At 69.8% G+C, this 20985-nt stretch carries 21 protein-coding genes; 9 read left to right on the top strand and 12 right to left on the bottom strand.

Annotated elements, in window-relative coordinates; translation table 11 throughout:
• Nucleotides 1–36: 36 nt before the first annotated feature.
• The 7 genes from AC069I_RS30910 to AC069I_RS30880 are packed head-to-tail and all read right to left on the bottom strand — an operon-like array spanning nt 37 to nt 11106.
• Complete coding sequence (locus tag AC069I_RS30910) at nt 37–3348, bottom strand: serine hydrolase (protein WP_478267012.1); 3312 nt, start codon at nt 3346–3348, stop codon at nt 37–39.
• The gene (locus AC069I_RS30905; protein WP_478267011.1) at nt 3345–4328 is read right to left on the bottom strand and encodes an ABC transporter ATP-binding protein; all 984 of its coding nucleotides are present in this window, start codon (nt 4326–4328) and stop codon (nt 3345–3347) included. The genes AC069I_RS30910 and AC069I_RS30905 overlap by 4 nt, the downstream gene beginning before the upstream one ends.
• The gene (locus AC069I_RS30900; protein WP_478267010.1) at nt 4325–6226 is read right to left on the bottom strand and encodes a dipeptide/oligopeptide/nickel ABC transporter permease/ATP-binding protein; all 1902 of its coding nucleotides are present in this window, start codon (nt 6224–6226) and stop codon (nt 4325–4327) included. Before AC069I_RS30900 ends, AC069I_RS30905 begins: the two co-directional genes overlap by 4 nt.
• A 1-nt stretch (nt 6227) precedes the next feature.
• Nucleotides 6228–7208 carry an ABC transporter permease gene (locus AC069I_RS30895; protein WP_478227979.1) on the bottom strand — a complete coding sequence of 327 codons (981 nt, stop codon included), beginning with the start codon at nt 7206–7208 and terminating at the stop codon, nt 6228–6230.
• Nucleotides 7208–8806 carry an ABC transporter substrate-binding protein gene (locus AC069I_RS30890; protein WP_478267009.1) on the bottom strand — a complete coding sequence of 533 codons (1599 nt, stop codon included), beginning with the start codon at nt 8804–8806 and terminating at the stop codon, nt 7208–7210. Before AC069I_RS30890 ends, AC069I_RS30895 begins: the two co-directional genes overlap by 1 nt.
• A gap of 9 nt (nt 8807–8815) precedes the next feature.
• Nucleotides 8816–9718: a serine hydrolase gene (locus AC069I_RS30885; protein WP_478267008.1), complete on the bottom strand. Its 903-nt coding sequence runs from the start codon at nt 9716–9718 to the stop codon at nt 8816–8818.
• Nucleotides 9715–11106, bottom strand: coding sequence for a serine hydrolase domain-containing protein (locus AC069I_RS30880; RefSeq protein WP_478267007.1), 1392 nt, complete (start codon nt 11104–11106; stop codon nt 9715–9717). The genes AC069I_RS30885 and AC069I_RS30880 overlap by 4 nt, the downstream gene beginning before the upstream one ends.
• A gap of 328 nt (nt 11107–11434) precedes the next feature.
• Between AC069I_RS30880 and AC069I_RS30875 the strand changes: the two genes are divergently transcribed.
• The 4 genes from AC069I_RS30875 to catC are packed head-to-tail and all read left to right on the top strand — an operon-like array spanning nt 11435 to nt 14621.
• Nucleotides 11435–12328: a LysR substrate-binding domain-containing protein gene (locus AC069I_RS30875; RefSeq protein ID WP_478227983.1), complete on the top strand. Its 894-nt coding sequence runs from the start codon at nt 11435–11437 to the stop codon at nt 12326–12328.
• Nucleotides 12328–13431, top strand: a complete 1104-nt coding sequence (locus AC069I_RS30870; protein WP_478227984.1) for a mandelate racemase/muconate lactonizing enzyme family protein — start codon at nt 12328–12330, stop codon at nt 13429–13431. The genes AC069I_RS30875 and AC069I_RS30870 overlap by 1 nt, the downstream gene beginning before the upstream one ends.
• Before the next feature lie 26 nt (nt 13432–13457).
• Entirely contained in the window at nt 13458–14309 is an 852-nt protein-coding gene (catA, locus tag AC069I_RS30865) for a catechol 1,2-dioxygenase (RefSeq protein ID WP_478227985.1), read from the top strand.
• A 24-nt stretch (nt 14310–14333) separates the two neighbouring features.
• Nucleotides 14334–14621, top strand: coding sequence for a muconolactone Delta-isomerase (gene catC, locus AC069I_RS30860; protein ID WP_478233095.1), 288 nt, complete (start codon nt 14334–14336; stop codon nt 14619–14621).
• Between the two features lie 3 nt (nt 14622–14624).
• On the opposite strand, the gene AC069I_RS30855 is transcribed toward catC, so the two are convergent.
• The 4 genes from AC069I_RS30855 to AC069I_RS30840 are packed head-to-tail and all read right to left on the bottom strand — an operon-like array spanning nt 14625 to nt 16774.
• Nucleotides 14625–14930, bottom strand: coding sequence for a hypothetical protein (locus AC069I_RS30855; RefSeq protein ID WP_478227987.1), 306 nt, complete (start codon nt 14928–14930; stop codon nt 14625–14627).
• A 13-nt stretch (nt 14931–14943) separates the two neighbouring features.
• Entirely contained in the window at nt 14944–15636 is a 693-nt protein-coding gene (locus AC069I_RS30850) for an ABC transporter permease (protein ID WP_478233096.1), read from the bottom strand.
• Nucleotides 15633–16445, bottom strand: coding sequence for an ATP-binding cassette domain-containing protein (locus AC069I_RS30845; RefSeq protein WP_478227989.1), 813 nt, complete (start codon nt 16443–16445; stop codon nt 15633–15635). The genes AC069I_RS30850 and AC069I_RS30845 overlap by 4 nt, the downstream gene beginning before the upstream one ends.
• Entirely contained in the window at nt 16442–16774 is a 333-nt protein-coding gene (locus tag AC069I_RS30840) for a PadR family transcriptional regulator (RefSeq protein ID WP_478267006.1), read from the bottom strand. The genes AC069I_RS30845 and AC069I_RS30840 overlap by 4 nt, the downstream gene beginning before the upstream one ends.
• Before the next feature lie 340 nt (nt 16775–17114).
• Here AC069I_RS30840 and AC069I_RS30835 point away from each other — a divergent pair, with 340 nt between their 5' ends.
• From AC069I_RS30835 to AC069I_RS30820, 4 genes are all read left to right on the top strand, one after another.
• The gene (locus AC069I_RS30835) at nt 17115–17549 is read left to right on the top strand and encodes a DUF2243 domain-containing protein (RefSeq protein ID WP_478227991.1); all 435 of its coding nucleotides are present in this window, start codon (nt 17115–17117) and stop codon (nt 17547–17549) included.
• A gap of 37 nt (nt 17550–17586) precedes the next feature.
• Complete coding sequence (locus tag AC069I_RS30830) at nt 17587–18066, top strand: hypothetical protein (RefSeq protein ID WP_340688082.1); 480 nt, start codon at nt 17587–17589, stop codon at nt 18064–18066.
• 75 nt (nt 18067–18141) lie between these two features.
• Nucleotides 18142–18525, top strand: coding sequence for a RecQ family zinc-binding domain-containing protein (locus AC069I_RS30825; protein WP_478267005.1), 384 nt, complete (start codon nt 18142–18144; stop codon nt 18523–18525).
• A 102-nt stretch (nt 18526–18627) separates the two neighbouring features.
• Complete coding sequence (locus AC069I_RS30820) at nt 18628–19122, top strand: ATP-binding protein (RefSeq protein ID WP_478267004.1); 495 nt, start codon at nt 18628–18630, stop codon at nt 19120–19122.
• 10 nt (nt 19123–19132) lie between these two features.
• Here the strand turns inward: AC069I_RS30820 and AC069I_RS30815 are convergent, their stop codons facing one another.
• The gene (locus AC069I_RS30815) at nt 19133–20338 is read right to left on the bottom strand and encodes a PP2C family protein-serine/threonine phosphatase (RefSeq protein WP_478227993.1); all 1206 of its coding nucleotides are present in this window, start codon (nt 20336–20338) and stop codon (nt 19133–19135) included.
• Nucleotides 20339–20473: 135 nt separating this feature from the next.
• Between AC069I_RS30815 and AC069I_RS30810 the strand changes: the two genes are divergently transcribed.
• Nucleotides 20474–20950 (top strand): MarR family transcriptional regulator, encoded by a 477-nt coding sequence (locus AC069I_RS30810; protein WP_478227994.1) that lies wholly within the window; start codon nt 20474–20476, stop codon nt 20948–20950.
• Nucleotides 20951–20985 lie beyond the last annotated feature (35 nt).

Below are 20985 nucleotides of genomic sequence, written 5' to 3'. Positions count from 1 at the left end.
GGTAGTGAAGGAGGCCTTCACGGGCATCACGGGCGGCTAGGACGTCTTCGGCGTCGCACGCACGCCGTAGTGCATGTACTGCTCCCCGGTCGGCAGCGTGTAGAAGGTGACCGGCATCCACGTCCGCGTCCCGGGCTCTCGGCAGAGGAAAAGCGAGTCGGTCACCGGGACCAGATCGAACTCCTGCGTCTTCTCCGCCAGGAGTTCGGCGAGCGGTCCGGTGGCGGTCTGCCGCAGCCGCAGCCCCTCCCCCGCCGCCAGCACGTCCATCCGCGCGCCTGCCCGTTCGTAGCCGCCCACATGCCTCGACCCGTCGACGGTGACCGGAGTCGCGGGCGGTTCGAGCGGCCGCGGCATCGCCACGTCGGCGAGTTCGGCGACGATCTCCCGGTACAGCTCGACATACAGGTCCCGGGTGTTGCCCCCGTTGGTGAGCAACGTGATGGCGAGCCCCTGGTCGGGCAGGAGCCGGAGGAACGCCGACTGGCCGATCGTGTTGCCGTCGTGGCCGATGACGCGCTGCCCGCTCCAGGTGTCACGGATCCAGCCGAGCCCCCACGAGTCGCCGAGCGAATGCTTGTCGGGGATGTCGGTCTGCTTCTCGGCCATCGCGGTGGCCGAGTCCGTCGTCAGGATCCGTTCCCCCGCCGGGGTCAGCCCGCCGGTGAGGTGCAGCCGTGCGAAGCCGAGCACGTCCTTCGCAGTGGCGGTGATCAGCCCGGCGGGCCCCATGCTCCGGGGCAGTCCCCAGACGGGCGCCGGCGCCGGATCCTCGTCTCCGTTGGCGACGTGACCGACGGCCGCCCGGAAGAGCAAGGCCTCCTCGGGAAGGGTCACGGTGTGGGTGAGACCGAGTGGGGCGAACAGTTTCTCGCGCATCGCCGCGTCCCAGGTCAGCCCGGTGAGCTTCTCGATCACCCGGCCCATGACCACGAAACCCGAGTTGCAGTAGGAGAACGTCTCGCCGAGAGGATGGTTCTGCGCGGCCTGGTCGAGGATCTCGACGTAGCGTTCGAGACAGTCGTCGCCGCGGCCGGTGTCGGTGAAGACGTCGCCGTCGATACCGCTGGTGTGCGTCAGCAGGTGCCGCATGGTGACTTTCCCGGCCACACCGGGATCGGCCAGCCGCAGTTCCGGCAGGACGTCCGCGATCGGCGCGTCCAGTTCGAGGAGACCTTCGTCGACCAGCCGCATCACCACGGTCGCGGTCCATACCTTGGAGATCGAGCCGATCTGGAACACCGAGTCGTCGGTGACCTCGACCCCCGTCTTCGTGTTCAGCACGCCATAGGAGGCGAGCACCTCGGTGTCATCACCGATCCGGGCGATGCCGAGCGCCGCGCCGGGAACGCGGTGCTTGCGGGCCAGTTCGGCCAGCCGTCGCCGCCAGTGCGCCGCCTCGATCGGCACCCGTGAAGGCCCGTCGGCCGGCGCCGTGTACTGCTCGACCCAGCCGAGGACACGCCGGTTGAAGTCGAGCCGGTGCGACGGCGGCCCGTCGAGGATGAACAGGTGCGAGGCGTCCGGGTACAGCACCAGCCGGGACGGGACGCCCCGTGCGCGCAGGGCACCGAACCACTGCTCGGCCTGCCCGACCGGGCACCGGTCGTCCTTCGCGCCCTGGATGACGAGCGTGGGCGTTCGCACCCGCTCGACCTGGGCGAACGGCGAGAACCGCTCGTTGGCCTTGTCCCACGCCGGACCACCGAGTTCGCCGACGGCGAGGTAGTGCCCGGCGTCGGACGTGCCGCCCATGCTGGTCAGGTCGCTGACCACCCCACCGGCGACGGCGGCGGCGAAACGGCTGTCGCGGCTGGTCAGGTAACAGGTCATGAAGCCGCCGTAGCTGTAACCCGCCACGGCCAGCCGGTCGGCGTCGGCGATCCCTTCGGCGACAAGGTGATCCAGCGGTTCGAGGAAGTCCGCCGCGTCGGCGACACCCCATCCGCCGACGGCGGCGGTGTAGAAGTCCTCGCCGTAGCCGTCGCTGCCCCGCGGGTTGATCAGCAGTACCGCCCAGCCCCGCGCGACGAGCGCCTGGTGATAGAGATGGATCGAGTCGGCGGCGCCGTTCCAGGCGTTGTGCGGTCCGCCGTGGATGTCGAGCAGCAGTGGCGCGGCGCCGGATCGCGCCGGGTCCCGCAGCAGCCAGCCGTGGACGACGGTGCCGTCGCCAATGGTGAATTCCCTCTCCTCGTGGCGGAAAAGCTCGACCTCGGCCACGGAGGCGCCGTGCTTCGTGCGCACGTCGACGGCGCCGGTGGCCCGGTCGACGACGGCGACTTCGCCGAACGAATCTCCGGTGGCCATGACGACCACGACCCGCCCGGCCGCGATGTCCATTCCGGACACCACGCGATCCGCGCCCGCCAGTACCGCACGCGAGCTCTCACCGTCCACTTCGTACAGATGGGTGCAGCCGCGGTCCCGGACGCCGAACAACACGGCGCCGTCCTCCGTCAGCTGCGGCAGGGCTCCCGGATAGCCGGGGCCACCGGGCATCACGTTGCGGTCCAGGGACGCGGTCAGCTCGACCGGGGCCCCGCCGTCGAGCGGGACACGCCACAACCCGAGATGACCGACCTGGGTGTCGGCCCGGCCCACCACCAGCAGCGCGGCACCATCGGCGGACCAGCCGACCGTGCCCGCCATGCCCTCACCGGAGCCGATCAGCCGCGGCTCGGCGGTCCTGGCGGTCACGTCGACCACATAGGCACCGGAACGGAAGGTCAAGTCTGCGTCGCCGTCCTGCCCGGACGAGAAGGCGAGGTGCGTGCCGTCGGGCGACCAGGCCGGATCACTGGCGTGCCAGTCGCCGGAGGTGACCTGCCGGACTTCGCGCGTGGCGACGTCGAGGACGTGCAGATGCTTGCGGACGGTCTTGATCAGCCCGGCGCCGTCGGCCTTGAAGTCCAGCCGATCGGCCGCCACCGGGGCGTTCGGCGCGGCTTCTCCGCCGGCCAGGTCGACCGCGGCCGAGAAGGCGATCTTGCCGCCGTCCGGACTCCAGACCGGGGCGCCCGCCCCGAGCGGGAGTTCGGTGACCTGCTCGGCCTCCCCGCCCGACGACGGCAGGAACCACACCTGCGGCGGCCCGTCCTGGGCGCGGAGGAACGCGATCCGCGTGCCGTCCGGCGCCCATTTCGGCGCCATGTCGGCGGTTCCGCGGGTGAGCCGCCAGGCTTCGCCGTCGGTCGCGCCGACCTCCCAGAGCGTGCTCACGTTCCGGTCTTCGTCACGGTCCGCGGTGCGCAGGACGTAGACGATCCGGTCACCGTCCGGGGACAGCGAAGGCTGGCTGGGGACGGCGATGTCGTACAGGTCGTCGAGACCGAGACGTCGGGTCATGATGCGCTTGCTCCTCTGGAGGTCGTGAGCTCGTTGTCGCTGAAGTGGCAGGCCGCCGAATGACGCCGGTGTGCCGCGCCGTCGGCGGGATCCGCCTGGAGGCAAAGGTCGCGGTCGGCCCGCACGAGCGGGCCGACCGGGCAGCGTGGGTGATACCGGCATCCGCCGGGCGGATGGTGCGGGTCGGCGGGCTCGGCGTCGGCGGTCGCCTCGTCCGCGCCGGTGCCGAGCAGCGAAGCGGTCGCCGACGGCGCCGCGGCGAGCAGGTCACGCGTGTACGGATGCCGCGGATCCGTGAGCACCTGTTCGGCCGGGCCGACCTCGACGATCCGGCCGAGGTACATCACGGCGACGATGTCGCTGAGATAGCGGATCACCGCGAGGTTGTGCGAGATGAACAGCATCGACAGGCCGAGCCGCCGTTGCACGGACCGGACGAGGTTGAGCACCGCGCCCTGCACCGAGACGTCGAGCGCGGAGGTGATCTCGTCCGCGATCAGCACCTCGGGCCGCCCGGCCAGCGCACGGGCGAGCGCCACCCGTTGCCGCTGGCCGCCGGAAAGCCGCCCCGGCAGGTGGACGGCGCGTTCGGGATCGAGGTTGACCAGCTCCAGCAGCCGGGCGACCTCGTCGCGGCGTGCCGCGCGCCCGGGGAGGACGCCGCGCGGGATCGCTTCGATGATCGATTCCCCGATGCTCATCCGGGGGTCCAAAGAGGAATACGGATCCTGGAACACCATCTGCAACGGCGGGCGGCGGGGCAGTTCGCGGACGTCCACGCCACCCAGCAGAACCCGTCCGGCGCTGATCGGCGAGAGCCCGACGGCGGCGCGGGCCAGCGTCGACTTCCCCGATCCCGATTCGCCGACCAGTCCCACGACCTGTCCGGAAGGGACGGTCAGCCCGACCCGGTCGACGGCGGTGAGCCCGCGCCGTCCACCGTAGCGCACGCTCACCGCGTCGAAGACGAGATCGCTCACTCCGCACCTCCGGCGGTCACGGTTTCCTTGACAGGCTGGGAAAGCGGCGCCGGATACCAGCAAGCGACGCGATGCCCGGGTTCCACGCGCTCCAGCACCGGGTCCTCGAGACGGCACCGATCGGTCACCGCCGGGCACCGGTCGGCGAAAGCGCAGCCGTTCGGCACACGGTCCGGTTCCGGCGGGCGGCCGGGGATCACCGCGAGCGGCGCGTCACGATCGGTCTCGAGGTCGAGCGTCGCGGCCAGCAAGGCCCGCGTGTACGGATGCCGCGGTGTCCCGGCGGTCGGCAGGTCCTCCACCACCCGGCCCGCGTACATGACCAGCATCCGTTCGCAAGTCTGCGAAACGACCGCGATGTCGTGGCTGATCAGAACGATCGCCGTGTCCCGTTCGGACCTGGTCCGCGCCAGCAGGCGCAGCAGCTGCCGCTGCACAGTGACGTCCAGCGCCGTGGTCGGCTCGTCGGCGATGATGAGCTTCGGGTCGCCCATCAGGCCCATGCCGATCATGGCGCGCTGCCGCATCCCGCCGGAGAACTCGTGCGGATACTGCCGCGCCCGCCGTTCGGCGGCGGGGATCCGCACCGCGCGCAACCGGTCCACGGCCCGCTCGAAGGCCTTGGCCCGCGGCAGTCCCTGATGCTGTTCGGCGACTTCGGCCAATTGGCGGCCGATCCGCCTGGTCGGGTTGAACGAGGTCATCGGATCCTGGAAGACCATCGCCAGTGACGTGCCGAGCAGGCCGCGCAGCTCCCGTTCCGGGCTCGTCAGCAGCGGTTTCCCGGCGAATTCGAGTCTGTCCGCGGTGACCACGGCCGGCGCTTCGACCAGCCGCGACACCGCCAGCCCCGTCAGGCTCTTCCCCGAGCCGGACTCGCCGACGACACCGATCGCCTCACCGGCGCGGACGGTGAAACCCACCCCGCGCACCGGAACGGTCCAGCCCGCCGGGTTCGGGAACGCGACCTGGAGGTTCTCCACCACCAGCACGGCGTCGTCGCGACTCTCGGCGGCGTCTTCCCTGGCCGGAGCGACCGGCCGCGGTGCGAGCTTGCGCAGCCCGGTGCGCACACCGATCACCCCGGCGACGGTCTCCCCCACCAGATTGAAGGCGAGCCCCGCGAGGACGACCGCGACACCCGGCGCCAGCGCCGCCGCCGGATTGACGTAGATGCCGTTGAGTCCTTCGCCGAGGATCCGCCCCCAGTCGTATTCGGGGGCCTGCACACCGATGCCGAGGAACGACAAACCGGCGAAAGCGAGCAGTGCCCCGCCCGCGCCGATGGTCGCGTTGACCACCAGCGGTTCGCCGATGTTGGGCAGGATGTGCCGGAACAGCAACCGGATCCGGCCGACACCGGAGATCCTGGCCGCCGCGACGAAATCCCGTCCCGCCACCGAAGCGGCCATCGTCTGCGCCAGCCGCGCGAACGCCGGAGCCAGCGCGAAACCGACCGCCAGCACCGCGCCGTGCGTCCCGACACCGAAGATGACCGAGAAGAACAACACCAGCAGCAGCCCGGGAAAGGCGACCGCGATGTTGACCGCCGCGATCACCAGCCGGGCGAGCGGACGCGGCAGCACCGAGGGCAGTGTGCCGAGCACGAGCCCGGTCACCACCCCGATCACCGTGGCGAGCAACGCCAGCACGATCGACAGCCTGGTCGCCACCAGCACGCGGTAGAGGATGTCGCGGCCGAGGTCGTCGGTGCCCAGCCAATGCGCCGCCGACGGTCCTTGGCCGATCGCGTTCGTGTCGATCTCGAAAGCCTTGTCGTGCCACAGGATCGGGGCCAGCACCGCGAGCACGATCACCAGTGCCAGCAGTGCGGCCGAGCACGCGCCCAGCGGTGTGCGCAGCGCCCCGAGCCATTTCGCTCCGCGCGGATTCGCCATCTCAGTTCTCCCGGATCGTCGAACGCGGATCGAGGACGGCCAGCAGCACGTCCACCGTCAGGTTCACCAGCAGCACACCGATGCCGTAGACGAGCACGATTCCCTGCACCTGCGGGTAGTCCTTCTGCAGGATCGACTGCGCGATGGTGGAACCGAGCCCCGGCCAGGCGAACACGTTCTCGACCAGGACGGTTCCCGCCACCATCCCGGTCAGCATCAGCCCGCCCATGGTGAGGGTCGCGGTCACCGCGTTGGGCAACGCGTGCCGCAGGTACACCAGCCGCGCGGGCAACCGTTTCGCCCGCGCCGTGCGGATGAAGTCGTTGCCCAGTACGGAAAGTGTTTCCACACGGACGATGCGGGCGAGGACCGACGCCGGACCGAGCGCCAGCGCGATCACCGGGAGCACTAGCGCGCCCGGACCCTCGCTGCCCGCCACCGGGAACCAACCCAGCTGGACCGCGAAGAACGCCACCAGTGCCACCGCGACCAGGAACTCCGGGATCGCGGCCAGCAGGACCGTCGTCGAGGTGAACGCCAGTTCCCCGCCGCGACGGCGGCCGCCCCGGGTCAGCACGGCGAACAGCAGGCCCAGCGGGATCGCGATCGCGATGACCACCACGAAGGCGGGCAACGCCAGCTCCAGGGTCGCGGGGAGCCGGTCGCCGATGACGTCCGCGACCGGCACCCCGGTGGTCATCGACGTACCCCAGTCGCCCGAGAAGAGACCGGCGAGATAGTCGACATACTGCTTCCACAGCGGGTCGTCGAGGCCGAGCGCGGCCCGCCGGGCGTTCACCAGCTCGGCGGGCGCGGTCAGCCCGAGCGCCGCGCGGACCGGATCGCCGGGGATCAGCTGGATCATCAGGAACGCCGTGGTGACCAGCACCCACAGCGAAACCGCGAACCGGCCGAGGCGGCGGATCCCGAACGACAGCCAAGGACTGCTCCGCGGGCCTGCCGTCGCGACGGCGCTCGTCATCAGGAGTACATCCGGATCGACGACGGCAGGATCTGGCCTTGGTTCATCTCGAACCGCGCACCGTTCGCGAAGGTCGGGATGGTCGAATTCACGAACGGCACCACGTCGAGTCGTTCGAACAGCGCGGATTCGGCGGCCAGCCAGTCCCCGCAACCGGATTCGCCCGCCTGCGCCGACGCCTTGCCCACGAGCTCGGTGTACCGGGGATTCTCGATATGCGCGAAATTCGTGCCCTCCGGCGGTTTCGCGCCGGAGGCGAACGGAACGGCCTGGCTGGGCAGGACGAAGCCCAGCGGTGCCAGCGACACCTCCCAGTCACCGGTGCCGAACAGCACCTGGCTGGTACCGGGACCGTCGACGGCCTTGATCGTGGCCTCGACCCCGATGTTCTTCCAGGACTGCAGGACCAGCTCCGCGGCCGAGACCATCGTCGGCCCGACCTGGGTGCCGTAGACGACGGTGAGGGCGAGCCGCTTGCCGTTCTTGGTCCGCACTCCGTCCGGGCCGGGCGTCCAGCCCGCGGCGTCGAGCCCGGACTTCGCCGCGGCGACGTCGAAGGCGGGCAGCTTGCCGTTGATCGAATCACCCGGGCACGCCAAGGGTTCTCCGGTGACGAGTCCCTTGGCGGGCTGCCCGTTGCCGGTGGTGAGCACCTTGCCGATCTGGCCGAAATCGAGCGCCTGGGTCAGCGCCCGGCGCACCGCCTGGTCCTGACCGGGCCTGCCGGGTGCCTGGTTGAAGAAGATCTCCCCCATCGGCACGACGATGTCGGCGTGGAACAGCTTCTGCGACCGCAACCGCTGCTGGTCCTGTCCGGTCACTTGCGCGGCGCTGAGCTCCCCGGACAGCAGCAGGTTCGCCGTCGTCGTCATGTTCGGCACGACCCGGAAGACCACTTTTTCGGGCAGGCCCTGCTGTTCGCTCTTCCAGTCACCGGGGCCCCAGGTGTAGTCCTTGCGCCGGGTGAGGGTGTAGTGGTCGTTCGGCACGATCTCGGTCATGGTGAACATGCCGGTGCCGTGCTGTCCCTTCGCGACGGACGCCCGGTCCGCCATCCCCTTGGCGCAGACGATCGGCACGGCCGCCACGTTGCGCAACAGGAACGAATCCGGTGCCCCGCTGGTGACCGTGACGGTCCTGGCGGCGTCGTCGACGACCGCCTTCGTCCCCGCTTTGACACTGACGCCGGTCAGCGGGGACTTGGTCGCCGGATCGCCGACGTGGTTGATGTTCGCGGCCACGTCCCGTGCGGTCAGCGGTGAACCGTCCGCGCATTTCACCCCGTCGCGCAGGGTGAAGTTCGCCGTGGTCGTCGTGGCCTCCCACTTCTCCGCCAGCCCCGCCACCGGCTTGCCCGCGGAATCGAGGTGGATCAGGCCGTCGTAGAGGAACCGGCCGATCTGCCGGGCGATCGACAGCACGGTGACGGCCGGGTCGAGCGTCCCCGGATCGGTCGGAAGGCCCATCGTGAAGGTCTTGCCGTCGGTCAGTTTCTGGTTCGCGGTCCGGTCCTCCCCGGATTGCGACGTCCCCCCGCACGCGCTCACGGTCAAGGCCACCACGCCCGCCATGGCGGCGGTGAGCCGAGCTGTCTTCATGCGGTTCTCCTACGGTTTGACGGAAAGGGCGCGAAGGTGGTCCACGGCAAGGCGCGCCGCCGTGCCGATCGAGGCGTCGACCGCGGGCAGGCGGTCGGCGAGGGATTCGGCGCGGGTGAACACCGCGACGGCGTACCGACGACCGTCCACATCGGACACGACACCCGCTTCGTTGCGGACGGCGGGAAGCGTCCCGGTCTTGGCCGCGACCGCCACGCCGGCGGGGAATCCGGACGACATCCGGTGCGGCCAGATCTGCTGGGCCATGATCCTCCGCACGCGTTCACAGGCGGCCGGGTCACCCGCGCGGTCGGTCCAGAGCGCGTCCAGCAGCGCGGTGATCTCCCGCGGGGTCGACGACGTCGTGCGTTCCGGGTCGAGTACCGAGAGCTTCCACAGCTGTTCGGGCGTGGCGGCGGCGAAGACGGCTTCCAGATCGTCGTCCGGTTTCGCGCCGAGATCGGCGATCACCGACGCGAAGAGGTCCTCGCAGCAGCCGATCAACCGTGTCCTGGCGAGCCCGAGATCGGCGAGCACTCGGTCGACGGCCTTCTGCCCGACCCGGTGGTAGACGAGGTCGGTCGCGGCGTTGTCGCTCATCGTCAGCATGAAATGGGCCAGGTCGCGCCAGCTCATCTCGACGTCGTCCGCACAGCCCGCGGTGCCGATCCCCCCGATCCGGTACCGGGCGGTGACCCGGGTCCGCTCGGTCTCGTCCAGCCGCCCGGCCACCACTTCCCTGGCGTAGGCGAGGGCGACCGGGATCTTGAACACCGACGCGAGCACGACCGGATCGTCCGCGCCCACGGCGACTTCGGGTCCGTCGGAGACGCCGACCTCCCGCGCGTGCACGAATCCCCGCGCCCCGGCGGCCGCGAAGACCGCCTCGATCTCGTCGGCGATCCGGCTCACCGGCTCACCCGCCGGTCGGCGCGCCCGGTGTGGAGGTACAGCGCCCGGCCGTTGCCGTCGTCGCCGACGAACGCGTGCGGCATGTGCAGGCCGGGCAGCGTCTTGTAGGCCGCGACGAGCGTGTCGTCCTTGTAGGCCAGCAACTCCGTCTTCTCGGCTTCCCCGCCCGTAGCGGCCATGACCCCCTTCGGAACACGCTCGATCCACAGCTTGCCCTCGTCGTCCTGGCTGACCACGGTGTCGGCCACCCGCGACGAGTACTCGCCGACGTACCGGGACGGATGGGCCGGGGCCGCCGCCGCGTTCGGCTCCGGCAGGGCGGGGACCTCGACGCCGGCGAGGTCGCCCAGCACCTTCCGGAAGATGTCCGCGTACAGGTGGAGCGGACGGCCGCCGTTGGTCAGCAGGGCGACCGCGACGTTGCGGCCCGGGACCACCCGCAGGAAGGCCGACTGGCCGATGGTGCCGCCGTCGTGGCCGATCACCGGGCCTCCCGGCCAGTCGAAGAGCATCCAGCCGAGACCCCATGCGCCGCCCAGCAGGCCGAGGTCGGGCAGCTCGACCTGGCGCTCCCACATCGATCGCACGGTTTCCGGCCGGAGCACCTGGGTGCCGTCGTCGGCCCTGCCTTCGGACAGGTGCATCCGCGTGAAGGTGAGCAGGTCGCGCGGGCGCATCGAGAGCATCGATCCGGCGGGGGCGTTCGACCGGGCCAGTGCCCAGACTCCGGCGGGCCGCGGTTCGTCGCCGGGCGACGGCGCGAGATGCCCGATCGCGGCGCGGTACCGGATCGCGTCGTACGGCCCGGCGGCCGCGTGCGTCAGTCCCAGCGGGGCGAAGAGATGGTCACGCAGGCAGTCGTCGTAGGACTTGCCCCGCAGCACCTCGACGACGCGGCCGAGCACGCAGTAGGCGGCGTTGTTGTACGAGAACATCTCCCCCGGCGGGAACAACTGGGGCACGTCGGACAGCGTCGCGACCAGCTTCTCCACGCAGTCGTCGCCCACGCCGGTGTCGGTGAAGATGTCGCCTTCGAAACCGGACGTGTGGCAGGTCAGCTGCCGGACGGTGATCCGCGACGCCGCGTCGTCGTCGGCGAGGACGAACTCCGGCAGGTAGCTCCGGACCGGCTTGTCGAGGTCGAGGAGGCCTTCGTCGACGAGCTGCATCGCCAGCGTCGTCGTCCACACCTTCGTGATCGAGCCGATCTGGAACACCGAATCCACTGTGGACTCGACACCGGCGTCCTTGTTCAGCACGCCCGCCGCGTGGTCGATCACCTCGCCGCCGGCGAGGACCGCGACGGCCGCGCCGGGAACCCCGTGTTCGGCCAGCAGGGCGGAAAGGTTCTCTTCCAACCAGGCGTCGATTTCGGAAAGTTTCGCCATGTTCCACCTCGTGTCCGGGAAAGCGTCGGCCGCAGTTCCCGGGATGCTATGCCGGTGACCGGCGTCACCGATTCGTGCGGAACGACGAGAGCGGCGGAAAAGTTCATCCGGGCATACGAATCAATCCGGCCAGGTCCAATGACCGGAACCGCCCCAAGTCCTAAAAGGACGGTTCGCGACGGGCGGCCACTCACGTCCACCCAACCTGACCTATGCTGCGATTGATAACCGCTGTTTATCAATAGACCGGAACCAAGTCTTTGTCTTCGATGAGTCCGCTTCGTACCGTGAACGGATCGGCGGCAGAGGCAACGGAGGGAGGCATCTCATGGAACTTCGTCACCTGCGCTACTTCGTCACCGTCGCCGAGACCTGTCACTTCGGCCGGGCGGCCGAGCGGCTGCACGTCGCGCAGCCCGCGCTCTCGCACACCATCCGTCAGTTGGAGGAGGAACTCGGCGTCGTCCTCCTGGCTCGGACGACCCGGCAGGTCCGCGTGACACCGGCGGGCGAGTTCTTCCTGGCCGAAGCCCGGCGCGTCCTCGCGGGGCTGGACGTGGGAGTGCGCGGTGTCCGCCGGATCGGCGAGGGCAAACGGGGCCTGCTCCGGGTCGGGTTCACCGGTACCGCGGCGTTCTCCCATCTGCCGCGGCTGGCCAGGGCGCTCGCCCAGCGGGTGCCGGACGTGGAGCTGGAGATCCGCGCCGATCTCCTGACCGCCGAGCAGTGCGAGCGCCTGCGCACGGGGACGCTGGGGATCGGGGTGCTCCGCCCGCCGGTCACCGGGGACGACATCGGCTTCCGGGTGATCGAGCGCGAGCCGCTGGTCCTCGCCGTCCCCGCCGACCACCGGCTGGCCGCCGAACCCGTCGTCGCGATGGCGGAGCTGCGGACCGAACCGCTCGTGACCTACGACCGGCGCAACTCCGTCGTGTACGACGCCGTCGCCCGCAGCTGCCGGGAGGCGGGGCTCACGCCCCCTCAGCTGCACGAGGCCTCCGGGACCGCGGTCCTGCTGGCGCTGGTCGCCGGCGGCCTGGGGGTCGGCGTGGTGCCCGCTTCGGCCCGAGCGCTCCCTTTGGCCGGTGTCGTGTTCCGAGACCTCGCCGGAGCGGCGACCGTGGAGCTGGCACTGGCCTGGCACCGCGAAACTCCGTCCCCGCTCGTCACGACCGTCCTCGACGCGCTCAAGGACGTCTTTCCCACCACCGAGGGCACCTGATGAAGATCACGCGAGTCGAGGCGATCCCGTTCGCCATCCCGTACCGGAAGCCGTTGAAATTCGCGTCGGGCGAGGTGCACGTCGCCGAGCACGTCCTCGTGCGGGTGCACGCCGACAACGGCGTCGTCGGCGTGGCCGAAGCGCCCCCGCGGCCGTTCACCTACGGCGAGACCCAGGCGGGGATCGTCGCGGTGATCGACTCCCTGTTCGCCCCGCAGGTGGTCGGCCTCAGCCTGCTCGACCGCGAAACGGTGCACACCCGGCTCGCCCGCACGGTCGGCAATCCGACCGCGAAATCCGCGATCGACATGGCGATCTGGGACGCGCTCGGCCGCAGCCTCGACGTGTCGGTCACCGAACTGCTCGGCGGCTACACCGACCGCATGCGCGTGTCCCACATGCTCGGCTTCGACGAGCCTTCCGCGATGGTCGCCGAGGCCGAGCGGATGCGGGAGACCCACGGCATCACCACCTTCAAGGTCAAGGTCGGCCGTCGTCCGGCATCGCTCGACACCGCCGTCGTGCGCGCGCTGCGGGAGCACTTCGGCGACGCCGTCGACCTCTACGTCGACGGCAACCGCGGCTGGACCGCCGCCGAATCGGCTCGGGCGATGCGGGAGATGGCCGATCTCGGGCTGCTCTTCGCCGAGGAACTGTGCCCCGCCGACGACGTCCTCGGCAGGCGCTGGCTCGTGCGGCAGCTCGACGTGCCGTTCATCGCCGACGAATCCGCGGTGACCCCGGCCGACGTCACCCGCGAGATCCTCGGCGGCTCCGCCACCGCGATCAGCATCAAGACCGCCCGCACCGGCTTCACTCGCTCGCAGCGCACCCACCACCTCGCCGAAGGACTCGGCCTCGAAGTCGTGATGGGCAACCAGATCGACGGCCAGCTCGGTTCACTGTGCACGGTCGCGTTCGGCTCGGCCTACGAGCTGACGTCCCGCCGCCCCGGCGAACTCTCGAACTTCCTCGACATGAGCGACGACCTGCTCACCGAGCCGTTGCGTGTCGTCGATGGCGAACTCACCGTCCGCCCCGGCGCCGGCCTCGGTGCCGAAATCGATCCCGGGAAGCTCCGGAACTACCGCCAGGACCACTGACGCCCACCACGAATCAAGGAGGATTCATGACCGCCATCCCCGAGACGGCCACCGCGGCCGCGTCCGGTGCCAACGCGACCGAACGGTTCAAGAGCGACAAGTTCGCCGGCGTCGCCGGAACGCCGAAGGAGCGGGTCAGCCTGCTGGCCCGCGAGGTGCTGGAAGCCGTGCACGGCACGATCCGGAAGCACAAGGTCACCTACGACGAGTACAACGCGCTCAAGTCGTGGCTGATCGGCGTCGGCGAGGACGGCGAGTGGCCGCTGTTCCTCGACGTCTGGGTGGAGCACGTCGTCGAAGAGGTCGCCACCGAGCACCGTGAGGGCAACAAGGGCACCATCGAGGGGCCGTACTACGTGCCCGGCGCGCCCGAGCAGGGTGCTCACGGTTCGGTCCCGATGCGGGACGACGAACCCGGTACGCCGCTCGTCTGGACCGGTCAGGTCACCTCCACCGACGGCACGGCGCTGGGCGGGGCGAAGGTCGAGCTGTGGCACGCCGACGCGGACGGCTTCTACTCCCAGTTCGCGCCGGGCATCCCGGAGTGGAACCTGCGCGCGAGCTTCACCGCCGACGCCGATGGCAGGTTCGAGATCCACACCGTGCGCCCGGCGCCGTACCAGATCCCGACCGACGGCTCCTGCGGCAAGCTCATCGCCGCGGCGGGCTGGCACGCGTGGCGTCCGGCGCATCTGCACGTCAAGGTCTCGGCCCCGGGGCACGAGCTGCTCACCGCCCAGCTGTACTTCCCCGGCGACGAGCACAACGACGACGACATCGCTTCGGCGGTCAAACCGGAACTGGTGCTCGACCCGCGCCCGTCAGGCCATGGCGAGACCGTCGAGTACGGCTTCGTCCTCGACCCCGAACGTTCCTGACCAGTGTCCCTTTTGGAGTGACCGATGCTCTACCACGTGCGCATGGACGTTCGCCTGCCGCCGGATCTCGATCCGGTGGAGCGGGCCGACCTCGTCACGCGCGAAAAGGCGTACAGCCAAAAGCTTCAGCGCGAAGGCAAGTGGCCGCAGCTGTGGCGGATCGCGGGCGAGTACGCGAACTTTTCGATCCTGGACGTCGCCGACCACGACGAGCTGCACACGCTGCTGTCCGGTCTGCCGTTGTTCCCGTACATGGACATCGCGGTCACGCCGCTGGCTACGCACCCGTCCAAGGTCGAGGCCGGTCTCTGAGGATCACTCGGCTCTCTTCGCGAAGAGGGGCCCCTTCGAAGCGATCATCCCGATGCCGAAGCCCAGCACCGAAATCCCGAACATGATAAGTATGAAGCCGCCGATCTTCGCCTCGGCGTCGGTGTCCGGGCTGCGCGCCGACTTCGAGGAACGGGCGACCACGGCGTCCGGATCGGCGATCGCGTCGACCCCGACGTAGAACAACGCGATCGAGGCGAGGATCAGGAAGATGCCGCCGGCGATGCGCTTGCCGGACCGGCGCGGTGGAGCGGCGCCTTGGCTGTCCTCAGTGGAGTTGGACTCTGACATGGGCTGCAAGGTATCAGCGGCCGCCGACGAACGTGAGGTGAGAACGGCGACGCAGGCGGAACCCCGACGCGAGGGCCACCGTGGCGAGCAGGAGCACGAAGGCCGCCACGCCGTGCGCGACACCTCGGGTCAGGTAGCCGATGTCCGTGTGGTCGATGGCGTAGGTGCCGATCTCACGGCTCGACCAGAACGGCAGCAAGCGCGCGATCAGGCTCGACGGATCGGCCATCATCTGGAGACCGACGACCGCCAGCAGCACGAGCGTGCCTTCGAGTTCCCTGGGCAGCACCGCACTGAGCAAAAGCCCGAACGGCGCCGACACGGCGACCGTCAGCACCATGACCAAGGCGACCGAGCCGTACCGGACGTCGTGCTGGTCGACGAGGATCAGCACGAAGTACGGCGCGGACAACAGGAACCCGACCGTCCACAGTGCACTCAAACGACCGAGGTACAGGTCGTGGGAACGGTAACCCGAAAGCCGCAGCCGAGGCTCCATGGCACGGCTCGCGCTGCCCGCGAACAGCGCGGCGGTGCTCAACGCCCAGCCGAGGCCGAGGCAGACGAAGCGGATCGACTGTCCGAGGTGGTCACCACGCCTGCTCAAGTAGAACACCAACGGCAGCAGCAGGAGGATCAGCAGGACCGACCGGCGGCGCAGCAGTTCGCGCAGCGACATCTCGGCGACCGTCAGGATCTTCTTCACGCGACAGCCTTCCTGGCCGGGGAAAGTTCGAGCACGGTGTCGACGCGGTCCAGCTGGTTCAGCAGGTGGGTCACCACCACGATCGCCTTGCCTGCCTCGCGCCACTGCCAGACCTGATGCCAGAAGTCGAGGTACGTGCCCTTGTCGAAACCCTGATAGGGCTCGTCGAGCAGCAGCACGTCCGGGTCGCCGAGCCCGGCGAGCACGAGGTTCAGTTTCTGCCTGGTCCCACCGGAAAGGTGCCGGGCCTGCGTGCCGCGTCCGGGCGTCCAGTCCAGCGCCGCGGCGCGGGCGGCGCCGATCCGTGCCGACTCTTCGCGGGCCATCCCGCGCCCGGCGCCGATCAGCACGAAATGCTCACCCGCGTCGAGGAAATCCGCCGTGCCACCGTCCTGCGGGCAGTAGCCGAGTGAACCGCGCACGCGGACCTCGCCCTTGTCCGGGCCGGTGATCCCGGCGCAGATACTCAGGAACGTGCTCTTGCCACAGCCGTTCGCCCCGATCACCGCGGCGATCTCGCCCGAGCGCACCACGAGGTCGACACCGTCCAGCACCGTCCGCCTGCCGTATTTCTTCGTGATACCCCTGGCTTCCAGCAGCACTTCGCCCGGCCGACGCCGGGGACGTCCCACACTGTCGGCCACGGCCGAGGCGTACGCGGCGGGCGGCCCGAAGACCCGGATCGGGTCTCCGCCGCTTTCCCGCAGATGCACGGCCGCCTCCGCGACCACTTGCCGCGCCGCGTCCCCGCCGACGCCCCGGCGACGCAGTTCGTGCGTCAGCGCGGAAAGCCATCCGTCGTGGTTCATCTTCCCTCCCGCAAGATCGAGGCCACCCCGGCGGAGAACTCCTGCCAGTCGGAGGTGGCGTGCCGCAGTGTTTCCCGGCCTTTCGCGGTGATCCGGTAGTACTTGCGCGCGGGCCCGGCCGTCCCTTCCCGCCAGCTCGCGGTGACCAGGCCGAACCGCTGCAACCGCAGCAGTACCGGATACAGCGTGCCGCCCTGGATGGGGCCCAGCCCGGCGGCGTCGAGCGACTGGGCCAGCTCGTAGCCGTAGGACTCGCGCTCGGCGACCAGCGCCAGCACGCACGGCGCCAGCACCCCCCTCAGCCACTGGCCTCGCCGGTCCTGATCCACGTCGAGCAATGTAGCAGTCCTACCTAGATAGCACTACAAGCTAGTTCTGTCTCTGTGCTTGGAGCCGGATCTCGCGTGTCTCGGGACGGATGACACGGAGGGTGCGAGTTCCGCTTCCAAGCACGCGAGATCCGTCTCCAGTCACGCGAGATCCGTCTCCGATCACGCGACTTCGGCCGCGAGGCGAGGCAGTGGTTTCGTTTGCGCGGCACCAAGCCCGGGTATGCGGCGCCATGCCGGAAACCAACGCCGTCGCCGCGGAGATCGACCTCGAAATCATGGGATCCATCCCCGAACCACGCCACCGTCTGCGAGGAAAACGGCCGGAACGAGCGTCGTCGTGAACCGGGCGGCAGTACTGCTGGGGCTGGGTCTCGGCGGCTTCGTCGACGGTATCTTCGCCCATCAGATCCTGGGCTGGCATCACCTGCTCTCGAGCTGGTATCCCCCGGTCACCCCCGCGAACCTGCATCTCAACATGGTGGGTGACGGGTTGTTCCACCTGCTGTGCTTGATCTTCGTGGTCCTCGGTGTGGTGCTGCTGAACCAGGGTGATCGCCTGGCTCCCCGGAGGCTCTGGGGTGGGCTGGCGGTCGGCTGGGGCGTGTTCAACCTCGTCGAGGGCACCGTCGACCATCTGATCCTCGGCGTGCACCACGTCCGCGCCGGTCCCGGCCAGCTGGCGTACGACCTCGGTTTCCTGCTGCTCGGCGTCTTCCTGGTGGTGATCGGTGTACTGCTTTCCCGATCGGCTCCCTCGCTCGCGCGCGACTGATCCGGGTTCGAGCCGTGGGCGCGGGGTACCCGGTGGCATGGACAGATTCCTGAGCATCTACCTCAACGACCAGCTCGCGATGGGCGTCGCCTGGCGGGAACTGGCTCGCCGGTCCCGGAAGGCGAATCAGGGCACCGAAGTCGGTGAGGCACTGACCCGCGTCGCGTCGGGCATCGCCGAAGACGTCGAGACCTTCCGGGACATCATGCGCGAACTGGGAATCCGGCGGAATCCCGTCAAGAGCACGCTGACCGCGCTGGCGGAGCGCGCCGGTCGACTCAAGCCCAACGGACGGCTGAGGAGCTATTCCCCGTTGAGCCGCTTCGAAGAACTCGAATTCCTGATCATGGGTATCGAGGGCAAGAAGCAGTTGTGGGAAACGCTGGACCGCCTCGCGGGACTGCGCTCGCGCCTGCCCGGCGTCGACTTCGCGCGGCTGATCGAGCGGGCGGGGGAACAGCGCGCCCTTCTCGAGCCGCACCGCGTCCGGGCGGGAACCGAGGTCCTCCAAGGCTGAGGTCGCACGCCGGCCACGTTTTCCCGTGCGGAGCGGGTCCGAGCTCACCGGCGAGCGGCCCGGCGGACCAAGGCGGTGAATCTCCTCGAGGAAGCCGGGCGGTCGGTACCACCGCCGACGGACGGCTGGAGTACCTCGATTCCGGCCTCCCGCCCGAGCAGGCGGTTCAGCAGGGGTGTCGAGGTGGCCGAGCGGCATCAGCGCCTGGTCCGCTCGCGTATCGACATGGTCCGCGGCTATGCCGAGACCTTGGGATGCCGTCGCCGGTACCTGCTCGGCTATTTCGGCGCACAGCTGCCCGAGCTCTGCGGGAACATTCGCCGTCCCGCACCCCGAACGGGGGCGAGGCATGGTGATGTCGGTGGACCGGGACCGGCTACAAGACCCTTGCCCGGTCCGCCGTCGACGAGCACGATCTGCTCTCCACCGACGAGACCTCTTGACACACTTCGCGAATAGGAAATGGACATCGTGGGTATTCAGTGCCATGACGCCGGCGGCCATGGGGCGCTGTCGACGAGGAAGGAGTAGATCGTGTATCGACATACTCCAGACCCGAGCATGGAAAGGAGCGACTCCGACGCCGACGTGGCTGATACGGAGTCCGGAGCCGTCCTGGGCGCACCGATCGACACCGCCGTGAGGTCGGCTTTCGAGGAGCTCGTTCCGGCGCAGGCAGGCGAAGCCGCCCTGCTCCGCCGGAAACTGAGGGACTGGCTGGACGCGTTGCCCATCGACGCGAACAGCAAGTACGACATCACCATCGCCACGTACGAGGCGATGGCCAACACGGCGGTGCACGCCTACCCCGGCAGGCGAGGCTGGGTCCGCCTTTACGCCGACTGGGCGGGTGACGCGATCACGGTCACGGTGACCGATACGGGGGACGGCATTCCCGCGGCGCGGTCGCGTACGGACAAGCCCGCTTCCGGTGGCCGTGGCCTGAGCCTGATCGACGAGGTCACCGACCAGATGACCATCGACACCGGTGCGCACGGCACGCGGGTGGCCATGGTGTGGCGGCCTGCCGCGCTCCGCCAGAACACGGCGTCCTGACCGGACCGCCCTAGCGCGCCCCCACCGAGACGGCGGGACTCGGACCCGGGCCCGAAAGCGGAGTCGGCCCGAACCAGTCGAGGCACACCACCATCGCGTCGTCTTCGGCCTGCTCGCCGTGGCGGCGGGTGGTGAGTTCCCTCAGCACGGAGCCCGGGACGTGGGCGGCGGGCAGATCGGCGGTCGCGACGACCGCCTCGGCGAGTTCGCGTTCCCCGTAGCGTTCACCGTGTGGCCCGGCCGCGTCGTAGACGCCGTCGCTGACGAACACGAACCGGTCTCCGTCGACGGCCTGGAATCGCTGGGCGGTGTAGAGCGTGTCCTCGAACGTGCCGAGCGGCAGCTGTTCGTCGAAGTGGACCTGCTCGGCTTTTCCGTCCCGCAGCCGCCACAAGCGCGGCGATCCCGCGTCGACGACGTCGGCCGTTCCGGTGGCGAGGTCGAACTCCAGCAGCAACGCCGAGACGTGCTGGGCGCCGCGATAGTGCGCGTAGAGTGCTTGGTCGGCGAGTTCGGCCTGGGCGTCGAGGGCGACTCCGGCGCGGCGGGCGTTGCGCAGCGCGTTGACGGCGAGATTGGTCAGCAGCGCGGCTTCACTGCCCTCCCCCATGCCGTTGATGAGCGTGACGGCGAGTTTGTGGGCGGAGGCGGACCAGTCGAAGCAGTCGCCGTAGATGGCGTACGCGGGTTCGAGCTGGCCGCCCAGCGCGAACTCGGCGCGTGTGCAGGCCCGGCCGGGCAGGAGCTGCCATTGCATCTCCGCGGCCAGCGTCAGCCGGGAGGAACGCCGGGCCTGGATGTAGAGATCGGTGTCGCGGTCGGCGACGAACAGTTCGTGCGCCAGCGCTTCGGCGAACCGCTCGAGTTCGGCCCACACCGGTGGTTCCGGCTCCTCGGGCAGGGTCACCGCGAGGATCCCGAGCCGGTCACCGCGGACGCTGACCGGCAGGTACCCGGTCACGCTCGCGCCGTCGTGGCCGAACGTGGCGGCCTGCGTGACGAAGGCCGCCCCCGGCGTCGTGCCCTCGACCGGGATCGGGTCCGACGTGTAGGGCAGCGTGCTCACCCGGCACAGCTCGGTGAGGGCGTAATCGGCCATCAGCAGCTCGACCGCCCGCGCCCCGAAATGCTCGGAAAGCGCCGAGCGCAGGGCGGCGGGCAGGTCGTGAGGAGGGACGTCCCGCAAAAGACGCTCCACCGCCAGGGATCTGTCCAACGCCCCGCCTCCCGCTCACCGGATCGCGCACCGGGCAGGCACACGTTGAGTCTGTTGAGTCTGCGCCGTCCCGGCGTGCCGGTCTACGGCGATTCGCGCGAGCTGTGCTGCAGGAACGAGCATAAGGATGCCAGAGTGGACACCGTGGATCGGTCCCGCGAGCAGCCAACCCCGGACGGGACGGCTGCGGTGTTCGACCTGCCCGGCCTCGTCGAGCTCGTGGTCGAGCGGATGCAGGACGTCTCTCCGCGGCCGCTGTCCACCGCCCAGCTGCGCGCGGTGATCGCCCTGGACCACCACGACGGGCTGAACCTGCGCACCCTGGCCGAGTTGCTCGGCTCGACCCCGCCACTGGTGAGCCGTCTCTGCGACCGGCTCGAAGCGGTCGGTTTCCTCGAACGCCTGCCGAGCACCCGCAGCCGCCGCGAACTCATGTTGCGGTTGAGCGAGCGCGGGCGCGGGTACCTGCGGGAGATCCGCGCCCGGCGGCGGGAGAACGTCGAGGCGGTACTCGACAAGATGACCCCCGCCGGGAGGGCCGCGCTGGCCGCCGGACTGCGGGAATACCACGCCGCCGGCACCGGGGACGAGGTCGGCCGCGGGGCGCCGTGAGGCCCCGCTATTGCGGGGGTACTCTCTCAACTGTT

This window comes from Amycolatopsis sp. NPDC043885 (assembly GCF_056435685.1).
This window is presented reverse-complemented; position numbering and strand designations above follow the sequence as displayed.